Raw genomic sequence first — 18650 nt, 5'->3', positions numbered from 1 at the left:
AGTTAATTGGTTAGTCAAAGCAAAAAAGCATTTTTACATGGTTTTTCACGTGTTTTCATTACGGATCTGATTTATCCTAACTCAAACTAATTTTAATTAGGATAATAATTTATGAAGCACCCGCTTATATTAGCGTCAAGCTCGCCATTTAGGCAGTCTTTATTGCAAAAATTTAATCTGCCATTTAGTACTTTTTCGCCTGATATTGACGAAACCGCCATACCAAACGAACCTCCAGAGCAACTTGTTAAGCGCCTAAGCGAGCGCAAAGCGCGTGCCGCTTGCGATCATTTTGTTAAAGGCCTTGCAATCGGCTCCGACCAAGTGGCCGTATTTGATGGGCAAATACTTGGTAAACCTCATAATAAAGAAAACGCCATAAAGCAGCTTTCTTTGTTTAGCGGCCAAACTGTCACGTTTTTAACTGGCCTGTGTGTTTACGATATTGCTAGCGATAAAGCAAAAACGTTAATAGAGCCTTTTGCAGTAGTATTTAGAACACTCACCATAGAGCAAATAGAAGCCTACTGCGATGCAGAGCAGCCTTATAACTGTGCTGGGAGCTTTAAAAGTGAAGGATTAGGGATTTGCTTATTTGAAAAATTAAACGGAGACGATCCTAATAGCTTAATAGGCTTGCCTCTTATTAAACTCAGCCAGCTATTGGCTGAGTTTAATCTCGACATACTCGCCGCTCAACCTTAGCCAAGTAGCATACGTTGCAGCTGCTGATAATTATCAACGGTTGCAACGGGGCTAAACTCACTTAACTGCGCTGCACTGTGTACGCCCATGGTAACGCCAATTCTATCTATGTTGGCTGCCTGTGCCATGGCCATATCTATTTTGGTATCCCCAATCATGAGTGCTTCGTCGGCATTTATTGCTAATTCAACTAATAGTTGTTCAAGCATATCGGGGGAAGGTTTAGAGCGTGCTTCATCACTTGTGCGCGTGGCACTAAAGTAATGCCCTAACTGAGTTTGCTCTAATAAACGCATTAAACCAGCACGACCTTTACCGGTGGCAATCGCTAAAATAACCCCTTGTGCTTTTAACGCACTTAGTACATTTTCTACATTATCAAATACAGGAGTGGCAGTCGTATCAACACGGTATTGCTGTTTATAGCCGTTAATTAAAGCGGGATGCTGCGCTACCTCGTCAGGAAATAGCACCTCAATAGCAAGTTCAAGCGACATACCAATAATATTTTTAATTGCAGTGTCGCTCGGCGGCTCAATATTAAGCGCCAGCGCACTGAGACGAATACAATTAACAATTTTGCTAATTGAGTCCATTACAGTGCCATCCCAATCAAAAATAACCAGTTTATATTTTTTTAATACAGCGGTGGTCATTACGCTTTAGCATCTCTTAATTTTAAAATACAACTTTTAAGTGCGTTATCAAGCGGCGCCTCTACGCGCATGGTAGTTTCGTTTTTAGGGTGATAAAAGCTTAAATCGTGAGCGTGTAAAAATAAGCGATTTAAGCCTATTTTGCGCATTGATACATCAAACCCTTGGTCGCCGTATTTATCATCGCATGCAATAGGGTGGCCTTTACAGTGTGTATGAACACGAATTTGGTGAGTACGTCCAGTCACAGGTGAGGCTTGCACTAACGAGCACTCGTTAAAACGCTCAAGTACTCTAAAGCGAGTATGTGAAGGTTTACCTTCGTTATTATCTACACGCACCACGCGCTCGCCCGACTTGAGGGTGTTTTTACGCAGCCCTTCAGTTACATTTTTAACCGACGAATCCCACTGCCCTGTTACCAACGCCCAGTAATTTTTTTCCATTGTTTTTTCACGCAGCTGCTCATGCAATGCGGTAAGTACCGAGCGACGCTTTGAAATTAATAAACAACCCGATGTGTCTCTATCAAGCCTATGTACTAGCTCTAAACTGCGCTCATCTGGGCGTAATACGCGTAGTGCTTCTATTAAACCATAGCTTAAGCCACTGCCGCCATGTACAGCCATACCCGAGGGCTTATTAATTACAATAAGGTATTTGTCTTCAAATAATATTGCGTCTTCTAATTGCTTCACTTTATCAAGCTTTTTAGGCACAAACTCTTCGCGCTCTGCTACTTTAATTGGCGGAATACGCACTACATCATCAAGCTGTAATTTGTAAACGGGCTTAATACGCTTTTTATTAACGCGTACCTCGCCTTTGCGTAAAATTTTATAAACAGCGCTTTTAGGCACCCCTTTTAAATGGGTAATAAGAAAGTTATCAATACGCTGACCTAAATGGTCTTCGTTGATTGTGACAAAAGTTACTTGTAAGCCGGTTTTTTCTGACATTGCCTAATCACTGATTTAAGTAAAATAATTTAGTTGCTAACACGGTTATAATAGTGGGATAATCAGCAGCGCAAATATTTAGTATTTGCAAATAACAACGGTGCTTTTTAACACATTAAAACATTCGTGATGCACATTCTGGGTAGCCGATCATACAGATCCGAGTTAAGTTTTCCAAAGCTTTTATGCCTACTCAGTTAACACGTGCGATCAACTAACAGTAATGCGCGTAATATATTACTGGTTAAGTTTGAACATGAATTTACATTTAATGTAAAAATAAAAGCAATGAACAAATAATTTGTTTGATAGTGACGACGTAAAAACGTTGTTCAGCATTTGCTCACACGTAGTACCGTATAGCAGCTTATTTAGAACTAAAAATCTAGCTAATAAGCGTTTATTAACATTCGGCAGCGAACTTTGCTCGCAAGTACTTAGAAAATACTCATCGTATTTAAGTTACTTAACGAGCCCTACGCGCCTAACATAAACGTACTAAAAAGATTGATATGACAGGCCAACTTCTGGGTAAAACTTGTAAAGAGCGTAAGAGCCGACAGTTTTAGCACCATAAAGAATTTAATAACGTAAGCGTACGTTATTGTTAGCCAGCATTTAAAAAATACTGCATACACATTACAGAGCGTTCCGTTACAGACCCAGTCGTGAGGCTGCACATTCTAAAAAAAGGAACAACTGAACAGGCGAACACGTTTCGTCATGTCAGCGACAAAAAATAAGTAGAGTAACAATATGAAACGTATGCTAATCAATGCAACGCAGCAAGAAGAAATGCGCGTAGCACTGGTTGACGGCCAGCGCCTATATGATTTAGATATAGAAAGCCCAGGTCACGAACAGAAAAAAGCCAATATTTATAAAGGCAAAATCACACGCATTGAACCCTCTTTAGAAGCGGCTTTCGTAGATTACGGCGCCGATCGTCATGGTTTCCTTCCTTTAAAAGAAATTGCCCGTACTTACTTCCCACAAGGTTACACTTTTCATGGACGCCCAAATATTCGCGACGTGATTAAAGAAGGCCAAGAAGTAATTGTACAAGTTGATAAAGAAGAGCGCGGCCAAAAAGGTGCAGCCCTTACTACCTTTATCAGCGTAGCGGGTAGCTACTTAGTGCTAATGCCAAACAACCCTCGTGCAGGCGGTATTTCTCGTCGTATTGAAGGCGATGAGCGTACAGACCTTAAAGAAGCACTTAGCCGATTAGAACTTCCTAAAGGTATGGGCTTAATTGTACGCACAGCAGGTGTTGGCAAATCGTTTGAAGAATTAAACTACGATTTAAAAGCACTTTTAGTACATTGGGATGCAATTCAACAAGCAGCCGACAGTGCTAAAGCACCGTTTTTGATTCACCAAGAAAGCAATGTGATTTTCCGCGCTATTCGCGATTATTTACGTCGTGATATTGGTGAAATATTAATTGATAAACCACGTGTATTTGAAGAAGCTAAAGCGCACATTGAGCGTTTTCGCCCTGACTTTATGAGCCGCGTAAAGCTTTATCAAGGCGACACGCCATTGTTTACGCATTACCAAATTGAAAGCCAAATTGAGTCTGCGTTCCAACGTGAAGTACGTTTGCCTTCAGGTGGTTCAATTGTAATTGACCCAACAGAAGCGCTTACCTCTATTGATATCAACTCGTCTAAAGCAACAAAAGGCGGAGATATCGAAGAAACAGCACTGAATACTAACTTAGAAGCGGCTGATGAAATTGCCCGTCAATTACGTCTTCGCGACTTAGGTGGCTTAATTGTTATCGACTTTATCGATATGACACCGCCACGCCATCAGCGTGAAGTAGAAAACCGCTTAAAAGATGCCGCTCGTCCAGATCGTGCGCGTGTACAAATTGGTAAAATTTCGCGCTTTGGTTTACTTGAAATGTCGCGCCAGCGTTTGCGCCCTTCACTAGGTGAAGCAAGCCAAGGCCCATGTCCGCGTTGTAGTGGCCAAGGTACTATTCGTTCTAACGAGTCTATCGCCTTGTCTATTTTGCGTTTAATTGAAGAAGAAGCAATTAAAGACAACACAGCACAAGTAAATGCACAAGTGCCTGTAGCGGTTGCCGCTTATTTATTAAACGAGCAGCGCAGAAGCGTTCATCGTATTGAAAAACATCATAAATGTGATGTGGTTATCATTCCTAATCAACACATGGAAACACCGCACTACGAAGTGATGCGTTTACGTAAAGACGAAACACTAGAAACAGTAAGTTACGAGCAAGTTGTTGCACCTGAGCCAGAATCGTTCGAAATGGCTAAACCAGCAGCTGCGCCTGTTCGTGAAGAGCCGATGCTTAAAGGTGTTGTTATGCCTTCAACGCCAGCGCCACAAGCTAAAGTAGACAAACCAGCAGCGCCTGTTGCTGTACCTAAGGTTGAAGGTGGCCTATTGGCTGCTATTGGTAATTGGTTTAAGTCGTTATTTGCTGGTGAAAGCGAAGAAGAAAAGCAAGCAAAAGAAAAAGCTGAGCAAGAAAAGCAACAGCAAACACGTAATAACAATCGCCGTGGTAACAGTGACAACCGTCGCCGCAATAACAACCAGCGTCGTCGTAATAACTCTCGCTCTAAACCTCGTGGTGAACGTCCTGCTGAAGAAGAGGTGAAAACTGAATCTACCGCGAACGAAAGCCAAGAGAAAAACGAGAACCGCAATAAGCGCCGTCGTAGTCCTAACTCGCGTAAGCGTAACGATAACCGTAATAACGACAATCGTACCGCCGACAAAGAGCAAGTTAAAACAGACGCAAAAGCGAATGAAACTGAGGCTAAGCAAAGCACTGAGCCTAAAGAGCAGAAGCCAAAAGTTCGCCGTCAACGTCGTAATGTTCGCAAAAAAGTACGTATCCAAGATGAAAATACTGAGCAAGTAAAAGCATCTGATACGACTGAGCAACCGCAGCAAAGCACTGAAACAGCTAAAGTAGAGCAGCCTAAAGAGCAAGCGCCAGCAGCAAAGCAAACTGCAAATGAGCAAAAGTCAGAGCAAACAAAACCTGCACCTGTGAAAGAGCAAGCGCCTAAAGCACAACCTGAGCAAGAAGAAAAGCCAGTAGCTGCAGCGTCAACTGACGAAGCAAACTCTGAAGATGAGCAAGGGCAAACACGTACGCGTTCACGCCGTTCTCCTCGTCACCTTCGCGCTTCGGGCCAGCGTCGCCGTCGTCCTGAACAAGGTGAAGCTACAGAAGAAAAAGCAGATGAAGCACCGGCATTTGTGCCAGTAGCAGATCAAGCTGCCGCTGAGTATGAGGCAGAGCTAAAAGCAAAAGCTGAACAGCCAACCTCAAACGATGCATCAGAAAATGTTGAGCAAGCGTTAGCTGTAGAAGACCTAGCTAAAGTTGAAGCTGCTCCTAAAGCAGAGCAACCAACAGCCAATGACGATGCAGTACAAACTGTTGATCCTGAAACAGCTGAAGAGCCAGTTGTTGTTACTGAGCAACCAATAACAACATCTGAGCCTGTGAAATCAGAGCCTGAAGTAGCTGAGCAACCAGCAACACCAGAGCCTGTTAAAGCTGAGCCTGAAGTAGCTGAACAACCGGCGACACCAGAGCCTGTTAAAGCAGAGCCTGAAGTAGCTGAGCAACCAGCGAAACCTGAGCCTGTTAAAGCAGAGCCTGAAGTAGTTGAGCAACCAGCAACACCAGAACCTGTTAAAGCAGAGCCTGAAGTAGTTGAGCAACCAGCGAAACCTGAGCCTGTTAAAGCAGAGCCTGAAGTAGCTGAGCAACCAGCGAAACCTGAGCCTGTTAAAGCAGAGACTGAAGTAGCTGAGCAAAAAGATGCCAATGCAAAAACGGTTATTAGCAAAGGGGCTGCAAGCGCACCTATGGCTCAACCGACACCTGTTGCTGATAGCGACGTAAAGCATACATCAGTTGCCATGGCACACGATAAACGTGAGTTAGTTCCTGATAGTGGCTTACGCGCAGGGTCAATTAAACCTGCAGGTCGTGCTAGTTCAGACATGACTAAAACAATGAGCGCTGAGTAACCCTTAGCCTCATTAAAAAGCCGCGCTATGTAAAAATAGCGCGGCTTTTTTGTTTTAATACCTGTCTTGTCCTGAAAGGTATTTTCTCATTTGCTCCTCTTTCACTTCTCTTTGTGCAATAGATTTTTAAGTGTTTTTATTAGTAAAAAATTAAAAAAACCAAAACGCTGATTCTCGCGTGAGCAAGCTTCATGCCTACGGGCGAAATTTCATACAGTGAATTTAAAATTGTACACTCAGCTTGTTGGCGTGATGGGCAAAGCCCGTAATAAAGGATTTATCCTCGAAGAGATTTAGAAGCGCTGCGCTTTAGAGCATTAATAAAACTAAATTAAAGGTAATAAAAAAGCGCGATATAAATATCGCGCTCTTAAATCGACTTTTAACTAGATCAAATGAGTTTACTCACTTTCACTTTCCATAAAGCGTTGTAGTTGATCTTTTAAGTTTGGTGGGATGCCTTTAATAACCAGTGTATCGGTCGCTTCATTGTAAGTTACGCGCTCACCTAAATGTTTACGCTCAAAACTAACACTAACACCGCCCCCTAAACCCGAAAACTTAACCATACTAGTCACCGTTTTTTTATCGACCGGGAAAGAGTCTTCTAAATCGTAGCTTTGCTCTTTGCAAAAGTTATCAAACGGGCTGTCGTCACCTTTCGTTAGCGTAGCCGAGAGCTCAGTAACGCTTGCATCTTCACCCGTGGTTACGCAATCGTTACAGTAATCAAATACTTGCTTACGTAACTCGTCTTTTTCTGATTTATCGAATGATTGCTCCGATAAATAGTCTTCAACGGCATTAAGCATCACTTGGCTTTGTTGTTTAGGGTCTATGCCCTCTTCACAACCTAAAAAGTCTAAGAAAAAGTCTGCTACTTTTCGCCCTGCTCGGCCTTTAATAAAAGAGATATAGCGATTGTCCTCAGCTTGAGTATCCCACGCGGTTAAATCGATACGTGCAGCTAGTTGCATGCGCGATATATCTAAGTGGCGAGACGCTGCTAAATCAAGCTCAGAGGTCATGCTGTAGTGCTCTTTAATATTGATCATAGCTATTAGCATGTAATCAGTAGCCACATACTGATAATGACAAAATACTAAGTAGCCTGTTTCGCTAAAGGCGTATTTATCTAACTCTTCTTTTAAAACAGTGGATGCCTGCTCGGTCATGTGCCAAAAGCCTAACTCGTCATTACGATAGCTTTGCATTGCCGAGGCTACAACACTGTTTTTATCGCCACTAAATGCACAGTAACCTTTACCTGGCTTTGAATTGTATGCATGATGAAGTTGTTCGATAAAAACAGCGACTTTATCGTTTATCACCATTTCATCGTTTCGTAGGTGAATTTGCGTATCGTCGTCTTTTTTGTCTACATAATGAACGACTAATTTTTTAACGTCTGTTGTCATCTTTGTTTTTCACGCCTCTGGTGTTAAAATACGAGAATATAACTCTTTTATTGAACCAACTGATGCCAATCTTATCAAAATACTCTAATGAAGAAGTAGAACAAATCGTCGATCAGCTTATTGATGTGCTAACGCAACACAATGCGCCGGTTGATTTAAGCCTTATGTGTTTAGGAAATTCTATCACGCATATCCTAAAAGAGCATGTATCTGCAGGGAAAAGACAAGCCGTAACTGAGAACTTTGCAAAAGCACTTGCTCAGTCGGTTAAATAAATTATATGAATTTATCGCAGCACAATCAGTTTTCGTCAAAAGCGAGTCAGTTATTAAGTTGGGGCCACTGGTTCACTTTTGCAAATATTGGTTTAGCGCTTTTTATTAGCCTAAGCTTTTTATTTGCAGATTCACCGCCAACTAGCTTTATGGGTATTACCTATATGTTAGTGACGTGGTTAAGCCATACGAGCTTTATCGCTTTTTTAGCATTTGTGCTGACGATATTTCCTTTAAGCTTAGTGTTTCCCTACCCTCGACATATTCGAGGTATGGCTGCCGTTATTGCTACGCTTGGGGCGTCTATTTTAACGCTTGATGCGTATGTATACGTTAATTTGGGCTATCATTTGAGCTCTTCTGCGCTACCGGAAATCATTTCCTTACTGTGGCATCGTCTAACTAGCTCGCCCGCCCTTACTACATTGTTAGCCGGGGGGATTGTTTTACTCATTTTAGGCTTCCAGTTAGTTGTAAGTAACTATACGTGGCAGCACTTAGCGCGTTTAAAACAACTTAAGTTTGCCCGTTTTGCCAGCTCGTTTTTAGTATTATGTTTTGCACTCAGCCACAGTATTCACATTTGGGCAGATGCAAATTTAAAGTTTGATATAACGAAGCAAGATAACGTTTTACCGCTGTCGTACCCTACGACCGCTAAAAGCTTATTAGCAAAAAATGATTTGCTCGACATTGAAAGCTATAAACAAGCTCACAATGTAAGAATTAATAACCAAAATATTAATTACCAAATACCTGCGCCAATGCAAAAATGTGAAGATTACACTGCGCAGCAAGTCGATATTTTTGTATTTGATACCAACGAGCAGTTAAAACGCTTCGTTGCCAAGCATAAAAACCTACATAAAACTGATCAGTTTTTACAGCCAACACACCATGGCGATAGCTTGTTTAGTTTAGTGTATGGCTTACCTTCTTTTTATAAAATGGCTATTTTATCAGAGCAAACCTTGCCCGCGTGGCAAAGTCAGCGCAGAAGCATAGAGCTTGCTGGAATTGAAAAGCTAAACTTTATAAACGATCAAGCGCATTCAAACAGCGCAATTAAAATCATTAAAGGTGAAGATAATCCGTCTCCTCGCAGTGACGACACCCATATTTTTGCGTTTAGCTTAGCTAATAATAGCTCGGAAGTAGTTACATCATCGGTGTTATACAGCTCAGATAAGCGAATAGCCAAGGTAGATGGACTTATTCAACCCAGTGATATTATTGCAACCAGTGTAGGCCAATACTTAAACTGTAAGTCTGTGGTTAAACAAACCATGCTAGGTGAAAACCTGTATAAGAAAAAGACGGACACTGGCGTTAATTACTCTCAAGGCGTAGTTATTGCTTACAAAAAAGATAGAATTACGCTAATAGATTCAGACGGTAACTATAAAAATATATCTGCCGCTGAAGGTTTTTCTATTGAGCAAAGCCTCGATATCCCGTTTTTAGTACAAAGTATTAAAAAGCTAAAAACCTACACACAATAGCCCTATCCCTTAACCTAGCTTGCTATAACACCAAGCTAGGTTATATTTACTAAATCATAGTAAACGCTCAGGGATGAAATTAATGCAAAAACACACACTTTTTTTATGCGCAGTAATGGTATGCCCACTTTCTCTGCATGCGCAAAATGCCACAACTTACTATAAATGCGTGACAAAAAACGGCACTATCTTTTCGCAATTCCCTTGTAACGATAACGCTACCGCCTACACAATTAATACAGTATCGGGAATTAATACTGCACCGGCGCAAGATTACACAAAAGAGCTAAACGCATTAGAGCGCGAACGGATTGTGCTTGACCTGCAAGCAGAGCTGAGAAGTAATACTAATAAATTAGCGATTATAAAACGTAAAAAAGACCGCGCAGAATACAACCAGCAACAGCGCCTCAACCGTATCTTAGATGACGAGGACAAAAAGTTAATTAGCAAAGATATTACCAAGCAATTAAAAATAATAAATAAAGATCATAAAAAGCAAACCACCGAAATTGAAAAGCGCATTAAAAAATTAGAGAAAAAAATAGCCTCCTACCAATAGCATGGCTTTTGCCATCACACTCAATTATGCTTTAAGCTAAAAGTATAAAAACTGAAAATATTTATCTTGGTTTTAAACTTAAAATAACATAACCTTAACAACTATAGAGTTAAAGCTCTAACGTGTATAACACTACAGCACCACTAACATTTATAAATGCTGTACTAAAATCGTTATATACACTTTTTTAAGGAGTGTTTATGCAGCCACGCCATATAGCTGAATTAATTTTAACGGGTTTTAAAAAGCATTATCAGCTGTTTCAAAAAACCACCGCCCAAGCCCCGCTTGCCTTTGCAAAGCGCGATTGGCAGCAAATTAATGAAATTAGTAAACTGCGTATTAGTTACTACGATGACAGAGTAAACGAAACCACTAAAGCATTAAAACAAGCACAGTTAACTGAGCAATTAAATGAGCAACTTTGGCTGGAAGTAAAAATACTGTACCAACGCTTTTTATGCTTTCATCCTCAAGCTGAACTTGCCGAAACATTTTATAACTCAGTATTTTGCCGTTTGTACCACAGACGCTATTTTCATAACGACTTTATATTTGTACAAGCCACATTAAAAGATGCCCCTGCCATTCCTGTTGAGGCAGAGTACCGCAGCTACTTTCCAGTGGTGGATGGTTTAAAGCCCACAATAAAGCGTATTATTGAGCATTTTGATTTTAAAGCCCCGTTTGTAAATTTAGAGCGGGATATACGTTTGCTGGTAAAGGCATTTTACAAACAAGCGCCCGACACACACCACCAGCCTTGGCAAATGCGCTTTGATATTTTGCACGCGCCTTTTTATCGTAATAAAGCTGCTTACATAGTCGGCCGAGTGGTCTCTCAAAGCGGTGTGCAGCCTTTTATTATTGCAGTACTGCACCATGAAAATAAAGGCTTATACCTCGATGCGCTATTAACCAAATCATCGCAAATGCGGGTGATTTTTGGCTTTGCACGGGCTTATTTTATGGTTGAAACCCATGCGCCCTCAGCCATGGTGCGATTTTTAAATCAACTTATGCCTAATAAAACACTCGCTGAGCTTTATAATGCCATTGGGTTTCATAAACAAGGTAAGACAGAGTTTTACCGTGAATTTTTACATCACTTGTCTCACTCAGACGATAACTTTATTATAGCGCCGGGCACACCAGGCATGGTTATGATGGTATTTACGCTGCCCTCTTTTGGCTATGTATTTAAAGTAATTAAAGATAAGTTTGGCGAAAGCAAACCGTTTGGCCGCGATACCGTCCTTAAACGCTATCAACTGGTAAAAAGCCATGATCGGGTTGGCCGCATGGCCGATACCATAGAATACTCTAACGTCGTATTTCCTTTGGCACGCTTTGATAGTAATTTACTGGCGCAGCTACATAAAACCATTGGCTCATCTATGGTAATTGAAGGCCCGTGGCTTATTATCAAGCATTTATATATTGAAAGGCGCATGACACCGCTTAATTTATTTTTAGAAAACGCCAGCGAAGAAAGTGCTGCCGATGCAATAGAAGAGTACGGCCAAGCACTTAAAGAAATGATTGCGGTAAATATATTCCCAGGCGATATGCTGCTTAAAAACTTTGGGGTAAGCAAACACAAGCGCATTATTTTTTACGACTACGATGAGGTTCAATACCTAACAGATATGAACTTTAGGGCCTTACCTAAGGCCAAAAGCTATGATGATTACTTAACTGATGAACAAAGTTACTCAGTTGCGCCGCAAGATGTTTTTCCTGAGCAACTTTGTACCTTTGTTATGCCAAACCCAAAGTACAAACAGTTTTTGCTCAGTACACACCCCGAGCTTGTTGATGTTAGTTTTTGGAAGCAAGCTCAGCAAAATATAAAAAAGGGTCATGTTAGTCACATATACCCATACCCGACAGCACAACGCTTTATTCATCACTGGTAAGCGTTAAAGGACACACAATGAACATAAGTAAAATAGATTTAAATTTGCTGGTTTACCTCGACACCCTATTACGTGAGTGTAACGTAACCCGCGCCGCTAACCAGTTAAGTATTACTCAACCAGCTATGAGTAACGGCCTTAAGCGTTTAAGAAACTTGTTTAACGATCCAATTTTGGTACGTACCAGTGAAGGTATGGTCCCCACAGAGCGTGCTATAGAGCTGCAACCGGTTATTCGCGGTATATTAATGACCCTAGAAGAAACCCTCGCACCTAATCGCGAATTTGAAGCCAGCCAAAGTAAACGTGTATTTAGAATAATGGCCAGTGACTATGCAGCCAGTACATTAGCGCCAAAGCTTTTAAGTAAACTTCATGAAGAAGCGCCCGATACAACCCTAGATATACTTACGCCTAGTGATGTAACGTTTCATGATGTTGAAAATGGTAAAGTGGATATGGCAATTAACCGCTTTGAAAACCTTCCGCAATCTTTTCATCATAAACGCATATGGAAAGACAGCTTTTGCTGCTTAGTAAAAGCCGACAACCCAATTATCGAAAACTTTAGCCTAGACAGCTATTTAAAAGCCCGCCATATATGGGTCAGTAAAACCGGCTTTGGGGTCGGCGTAGGTATGGACCCTAAAGATGTACAAAAGCTAGGTTGGGTAGATGAAGCACTTGCCCATTTTGGTAAACACCGAAATATTGCCACGTTTACCCGTAATTACCACGTAGCCATTCATTTAGCAAAAGAGCAAAATTTAGTGGCGACCTTACCTTCAAAGGCTGCCAATATTTACTTAGATGATGCAGGCCTTAAAATTTTAGAGCCTCCATTTCCTATACCACCTTTTGAACTAGATATGATTTGGAGCCCTTTGCTGCATCGCGATGCAAGCCATATTTGGTTACGCCAAAAAGTAGCCGAAGTGGCGGATGAGCTTAAATAACCTTATTACAAAAGCCATGTAAAATTTGCGAGGTTATTTTATTTTAACTAGCCTTGCAGCTTGCTAAATAAAGAAATAATCAATAATTACAATAACTTAAAAATTAAGATGAAATTGGAATGGCCTTTGCTTTAGTTACTGTGAAACTTAAATTCATGTAAAGAGAGGTCATTATGAATACCCATCAAGGAACAGAAGCAACTCATATTACTGACATCATCCAAGTAATGAACAGTGGCATTGATTTTTATCAAAAAGCGCAAGAGAAAGTTGAAGACCCAGCCATTGGCGCATTATTTCAACGCATGATTGACGCACGAAAAGTAAGTGTTGAGCGCTTACAACCTTATGCAGTTAACGAAAAAGGTGAGCGTGAGGACGGCTCTTCTTTTGCTGTAGAAGCACGCAGAGCTTACACAGCCCTACTCACTTCATTTAGTTCTCATAACGATAAAACATACGTTAAAGAGCTTGAAGAGGTAGAAGATAAAACCCTTGAAGAAATTAAAGCAGCGATGGATAAACCACAGCCAGCCGACTGTGAAGCAGCCTTAGCGAAAACCTTGCTAACGATGCAAAGCTGCCACACCGAAATGAGCCGTATGCAAAAGCATTAATTTTCAAATGCATATATTTAAAACCCAGCCTAGCCGCTGGGTTTTTTATTATTAAAAGGTTTAAGGCTATAAGCCAATAATTGCAACACCCAGTTTAAACCCTGCTATGTATAGCCAAGTCCAAAATGCCACATTTAGTATTATCAAAGCCATACAGGGGTTAAACCAATCCGTAATAATGTTTAATTAAGCGAATTGGTATAATTTAACGCTGAGGTAAGGCGCAACACAATAAAATCGCGGTTGAGAAATAAATACTAAAAAGCCTAAATACAAAAAAAGGGCCTTACGGCCCTTTGAACTTAAATAACATAAGGGAGTGTTATTTATTAAAAACGGTATTCTGCGCCTACATAGTAATAAGCACCATTAAAGCCAAATGGCGCTGAACGGCGAGAGTATTCAAATACCCCATCGCTGCTTACAATCGTATTGCCATTTGAATCAACAATTGTGCCCGAGCGTGAGTTACCAATGGTGTTTTTATCTGGGTACACGTCAAATAAGTTATTTGCACCAATATTTACAGATAAATCTTCAGTCACGAAGTAATTAACTTTAACGTCAGTTAAAATTTCTGCACCGTAGGTTTGGCGTCCGCCATCTTCTACTGTGTATTCACCAAAGCGGTTAAGTGAAAGGTTCACAGTCCAATCTCCACGCTGGTAAAGCGCACTTAAGTTGATGCGATCTTCTGGTTGCCACTCTTCAATAATTGAAATTTCTTGATCAGAGAAAACATCTTCAACAGGTACGGTTTCAAGCCCTGAGCCCGATGGCGTAAATAACGACACCACCTCAGTTTCAGTAAAGTTAGCTGCTAAAGTAAAATCAAGCGTGCCACCTAATCCTTCGGTATTCCAAGTAGCTACAAAATCAATACCCGAAGTTTCGGTATCTGCACCATTTAAGAAAAACTGCCCTGCACCTGCGCCTGAGCTGATTAATGCAGCATCTAGGCTTGAAGAAAGCCCTTTACCTAAACGGTTACTAATTACTATGCGGTCGTCAATATCAATTGAGTAGTAATCCACAGTAACATTAATGTTATCCGTTACGTTGTAGACAATACCTAAGCTGCGGTTTTGCGATTTTTCTTCTTTAAGTTTTGGAATACCTAAACTTTGTGCAAGGGTTGAATCGTTTCTGAATGTACCTACTTCTTCAGCAACTAATGAGCCGTCTTCAGCCACAACAAATTGTGTGCTGATATTGTTAAAATACAATTGCTGCATTGATGGCGCTCTAAAGCCTGAGCTTAATGCACCACGCAGTGACACATCATCAGTAATTGCCCAGTTACCCGCAAGCTTAAAGTTTACCGTGTCGCCAAAGCCTTTGTAATTATCGTAACGCAGTGCGCCTGATAAAATGACATCTTCAATTAGGTAGGTTTCTGCATCAAGGTAAAACGAAATTACATCGCGTGACTCATCAACCGATGATGCCGGCGAAGAACCACCAAAACCTTGCGTACCGCCAGAGGCATCTTCAGAGCCTACACCGCCACTTAAACCACTATAAATACTTACCCCATCAAGGGTGTCGTAATCACGATAAGCATATTCGCTGCCCTCTAAAATACGGTATTCATCGGTACGAATTTCTGCACCCATAGCCAGTGAGTAGTCATCAAAGTTTTGTGTAAAATCTATATTAATGGTTTGCAGTGATAACTCCATGCCATAGGCATAGGCTTCACGCGGAATAGTACTGCGAATATCAGCGGCACTTAAACCTTGCTCGTAACGTAAAAAGTTAGCGTACGAGGCATTGATTGTGTCACTTGTTGTGTAATCAATGCTGTTTTCACCGTAGGTATACGATACATCTAAACTTGCATCGTTATCAAAGTCGGTTTTGTAACCAAAGTTGTAAGAAATATCATCAATTGTGGTATTAATTTTAGGTAAAAAGCCTAACGGGATAGTTGCGTCGTTGTCTTGTAAAACAGGGTTACCGCCCGCATTTGCATTATGACGGAAAAACGCTGCTGATTCGTTATCGCGCGTTGAATAAGTAATAAAGCCATACAGCTCGCCATCACCTAACTCATACCCTGTATTAACGGTTAAGCCAAATTGTTGTGAGTCGGCATCGCCAATACGAAAAGTGTCTCTGTCGGCGGTCAGTTCACGCGGATCGCCTGCCAGTAAAGTACCGTCGCTAAGCTCTGTACAGCCATAAAACTGACACGAGCCGTGCAAACCAGCGCGGTTAGTAGGCGAGCGGTCGCGGTAATTAAGTGTTGCATTTAAGTAGCCGCTATCACCTAGGGCAAACCCTTTATTAAAATCAACGTTTACTGTTTCGCCATCACCCTCTGAGTATTGGCCGTAATTAACCGCTGCTTTGCCGCCTTCGCTGCCATCTTTTAGTACAATATTAATTACACCGGCAATTGCATCTGAGCCGTATTGCGCTGCTGCGCCGTCTCGTAAAACTTCTATACGTTTTATAGCTGAGGCTGGAATGGCATTCATATCGGTACCTGCGGTACCACGCCCTACTGAGGTATTGATATGAATAATACTTGCCTGATGGCGGCGCTTACCATTAATAAGCACAAGTGTTTGGTCAGGCCCTAAACCACGCAGTGTTGCAGGTCGTAAGGCATCAGTGCCGTCACTGATTGACGAGCTTGAAAAGTTAAATGAAGGTGCAATAGATTGCAACATACGGCCAACTTCGGTTTGGCCTGTGTTTTCAAGTGCTTCAGCACTTAAAATATCAACGGGTACGGGTAAATCTTCTACTGAGCGCCCTGCTACGCGGCTACCTACAATAGCAATTTTTTCTATTTTCTCTTGTGCAACATCCTCTGCTGCATTCACACCGTGTGAATTTGCTGCAAGCAATGCTGGTAATACAGCTGCACTAACCCCTGAAAGCTTCATCATGTTGTTATCTTTCCTATTGATTTGTTTGAGTTTTATACTCAGTAAACCATTTTGATCAACAACCGCATCGAGCTCAGTCCCACTTAATAATGCTTGCAGTGCATCTAATTGGGTATAAAAACCATAAACCGAATTTGCTTGGTAATTTTTTGCCAACTCATAAGAAAACACCACGGTTTGCTCTGTTTGTTTAGCAAATTCTATTAAGGCTTTGTCTGCTCGCTGCGCTTGTATATCAAATTGCACCATTTGCCCAGTGGTCTGTGTTGCCCCTTGCACACTCAAGCTAAAAATAGCCGGAGCAAATACACTTAAACCACTAAATAAATGCGTTTGGTTACTGCGCAATTTATATAAACAGCTGACAAACAAAATTCCTCTATAGTTTTTTATCTTTTTTTTAAACTTTTTTTTACTAATAACATTTAAAGATGCAACTTCACCTAACATTTGTTTGATATGCATAACATTTCTTATGATTTAGTTTGCTGTGTTAGGCTCACCATATGTTCACCTAAACGCTCATGCTCAATTGCAAAGTTAGTCTGTAAACTCTCAAGTAGCCCCTCAACATCGCCAGCTTTAAATACACCCGCCACTTTTATATTGGCAAGCTCATCGCTTGAAAGCTCAAAACGGGTAGAGGTGTAGCGGCTCACTTCATTTAATGCATCGCTTAAATGCTCGCCATTAAAAATTAACATGCCATTTTGCCACGCTAAATCACGCTGTACATCATCCACAGAAAGCTGTGTGATAGGTTTAGTAATGCTTTGCTCTATAATTGCTTTTTCACCAGAGATAACAATATTGGCATTGATTTTACGTACTTTTTTAGCGTTATTATCAGCCAGTTGGTAGTCTTTAAAATCGTTGGCACTTACCGCAACACTTGGGTCGGTGATCATCACTTTACCTTCGGTTACAACCAGCTCTAAATCAGAAGAGGTATTGCGTTGTACATTAAATACAGTACCAAGTGCCGTAAAGCTCTTATCGCCAGCCATCACACTAAATGGGCGCGATGCATCTTTTGCTACATTAAAACGCCCTTCACCCTTGCTCAGTAATAACTGACGACGCCCTTTGCTATAAGCTACCTCTAATAGGCTATTCGTGTTTAATTGCACTATGGTGCCGTCGGGTAAAACATACGTGGCTTGTTCGCCCACCTTCGTTGTATATATTTTGGTGTAATTTATTTTAGCCAGCTCTTCGTTGTAGCCGTTTTCAAGGTTAATTAATAAGTAACTACACACCATTAATGCTGCAAATAAGCTCGCGGCAATCGCACTAGAAAACGCCCATCTTTTTTTCTGGGGCTGTTTTACACTTCTATGCGGAAATAAACTGCTTAACTCGTTTAATACGGACAATTCATCCCATAGCTGCGCAAGTTCGTAGACGGCATCTTGATGGGCGGTGCTTTGCATCATCCAAAGCTTAAATTGCTCTTTTTCAATTTCGCTTAAGCCCCTATCAATTGCGCTGATCCATTGGCAGGCTTTTTCTAAAATTAAATCTTTTGATGTAAATTGATGAACATTACTCATTTTGCTGCCCTCTCAATTGATAGAGCCGAATTACAAGCAGAATTATGTGCCGCAGATTGGTTATGATTTTGTTCATGTTCTTTCATGTATAACATGGTTTGTAATAAACCTTTGGCAATGTGTTTTTCTACTGTGCTTTCACTTAATTGCATGTGCTGGGCGATTTCTTTTTGGCTCATACCGTACACTTTTTTAAATATAAAACATTTACGGATAGAAGAATTTAGTTGATCCGTTGCTCTGCAAAAAAGTAAAAAACGCTCTTTTGAGGTGTACTCATCCTCAAGTTGTGAGGATTTAAGCAGCGGGGGTAATTCTGCGTTGTGCTCTAACGAGTCATTAAACTTGTTATCCCACTTGGCTATATGATTAAGCGCTAAGTGCTTTGCAGTTTTAAGCATGTAACTGCGTCTAAACTGAATATCTTGTTTTAAATCAGCTTCGTAGCTTTTAATAAAGGTTTCTTGCACAATGTCTTCTACGTCATCGGGCTGTACAATACGCGACACAAAGCGTTTTAACTGCTTAGTGATATCAACAAACGTTGATGTCATATTTACTTTGGTAGTCATCCTTAACATAGGCCTATTGTT

General features: G+C 41.0%; 14 protein-coding genes. 8 read left to right on the top strand and 6 right to left on the bottom strand.

Translation table 11 applies throughout. The features are described from left to right. The first annotated feature begins 111 nt into the window (after window positions 1–111). The gene (locus tag MTF64_RS08925) at window positions 112–705 is read left to right on the top strand and encodes a Maf family protein (protein ID WP_248451161.1); all 594 of its coding nucleotides are present in this window, start codon (window positions 112–114) and stop codon (window positions 703–705) included. On the opposite strand, the gene MTF64_RS08920 is transcribed toward MTF64_RS08925, so the two are convergent. Together MTF64_RS08920 and rluC are read right to left on the bottom strand one after the other, a co-directional pair. Continuing rightward, window positions 702–1361 (bottom strand): HAD-IA family hydrolase, encoded by a 660-nt coding sequence (locus tag MTF64_RS08920; RefSeq protein ID WP_248451160.1) that lies wholly within the window; start codon window positions 1359–1361, stop codon window positions 702–704. The genes MTF64_RS08925 and MTF64_RS08920 overlap by 4 nt on opposite strands. Beyond that, window positions 1361–2320, bottom strand: a complete 960-nt coding sequence (gene rluC / locus MTF64_RS08915) for a 23S rRNA pseudouridine(955/2504/2580) synthase RluC (protein ID WP_248451159.1) — start codon at window positions 2318–2320, stop codon at window positions 1361–1363. The genes MTF64_RS08920 and rluC overlap by 1 nt, the downstream gene beginning before the upstream one ends. Before the next feature lie 756 nt (window positions 2321–3076). On the opposite strand from rluC, the gene rne reads away from it, so the two are divergent. Continuing rightward, entirely contained in the window at window positions 3077–6355 is a 3279-nt protein-coding gene (gene rne, locus MTF64_RS08910) for a ribonuclease E (protein WP_248451158.1), read from the top strand. A gap of 401 nt (window positions 6356–6756) precedes the next feature. On the opposite strand, the gene yejK is transcribed toward rne, so the two are convergent. Further along, entirely contained in the window at window positions 6757–7773 is a 1017-nt protein-coding gene (yejK, locus tag MTF64_RS08905) for a nucleoid-associated protein YejK (protein ID WP_024032606.1), read from the bottom strand. A gap of 62 nt (window positions 7774–7835) precedes the next feature. Between yejK and MTF64_RS08900 the strand changes: the two genes are divergently transcribed. The 6 genes from MTF64_RS08900 to MTF64_RS08875 all read left to right on the top strand — a co-directional run bounded on the left by MTF64_RS08900 (window position 7836) and on the right by MTF64_RS08875 (window position 13604). Then, on the top strand, window positions 7836–8048 hold the full coding sequence (locus MTF64_RS08900) for a DUF1414 domain-containing protein (RefSeq protein ID WP_248451157.1): 213 nt from the start codon (window positions 7836–7838) through the stop codon (window positions 8046–8048). 5 nt (window positions 8049–8053) lie between these two features. Continuing rightward, complete coding sequence (locus tag MTF64_RS08895; protein WP_248451156.1) at window positions 8054–9550, top strand: DUF3413 domain-containing protein; 1497 nt, start codon at window positions 8054–8056, stop codon at window positions 9548–9550. Between the two features lie 82 nt (window positions 9551–9632). Beyond that, window positions 9633–10112 (top strand): hypothetical protein, encoded by a 480-nt coding sequence (locus MTF64_RS08890; protein WP_029772054.1) that lies wholly within the window; start codon window positions 9633–9635, stop codon window positions 10110–10112. A gap of 200 nt (window positions 10113–10312) precedes the next feature. Further along, on the top strand, window positions 10313–12031 hold the full coding sequence (gene aceK, locus MTF64_RS08885; protein WP_248451155.1) for a bifunctional isocitrate dehydrogenase kinase/phosphatase: 1719 nt from the start codon (window positions 10313–10315) through the stop codon (window positions 12029–12031). A gap of 17 nt (window positions 12032–12048) precedes the next feature. Further along, complete coding sequence (locus MTF64_RS08880; protein ID WP_024032602.1) at window positions 12049–12987, top strand: LysR family transcriptional regulator; 939 nt, start codon at window positions 12049–12051, stop codon at window positions 12985–12987. Between the two features lie 173 nt (window positions 12988–13160). Beyond that, window positions 13161–13604, top strand: a complete 444-nt coding sequence (locus MTF64_RS08875) for a PA2169 family four-helix-bundle protein (protein WP_004588918.1) — start codon at window positions 13161–13163, stop codon at window positions 13602–13604. 329 nt (window positions 13605–13933) lie between these two features. Here the strand turns inward: MTF64_RS08875 and MTF64_RS08870 are convergent, their stop codons facing one another. From MTF64_RS08870 to MTF64_RS08860, 3 genes are read right to left on the bottom strand one after another with little or no spacing between them, the layout of a single operon-like run. After that, window positions 13934–16969: a TonB-dependent receptor gene (locus tag MTF64_RS08870; protein WP_248451154.1), complete on the bottom strand. Its 3036-nt coding sequence runs from the start codon at window positions 16967–16969 to the stop codon at window positions 13934–13936. Window positions 16970–16977: 8 nt separating this feature from the next. Then, on the bottom strand, window positions 16978–18057 hold the full coding sequence (locus tag MTF64_RS08865; protein WP_055255352.1) for a FecR domain-containing protein: 1080 nt from the start codon (window positions 18055–18057) through the stop codon (window positions 16978–16980). Beyond that, window positions 18054–18629, bottom strand: coding sequence for an RNA polymerase sigma factor (locus MTF64_RS08860; protein WP_126006612.1), 576 nt, complete (start codon window positions 18627–18629; stop codon window positions 18054–18056). The genes MTF64_RS08865 and MTF64_RS08860 overlap by 4 nt, the downstream gene beginning before the upstream one ends. Window positions 18630–18650 lie beyond the last annotated feature (21 nt).

This window comes from Pseudoalteromonas sp. 2CM41L (assembly GCF_023161905.1).
In the GTDB taxonomy this organism is placed as follows: Bacteria; Pseudomonadota; Gammaproteobacteria; order Enterobacterales; family Alteromonadaceae; genus Pseudoalteromonas; species Pseudoalteromonas atlantica.
The sequence above is the reverse complement of the archived record's forward strand: the minus strand, read 5'-3'. Positions and strand labels throughout refer to the sequence as shown.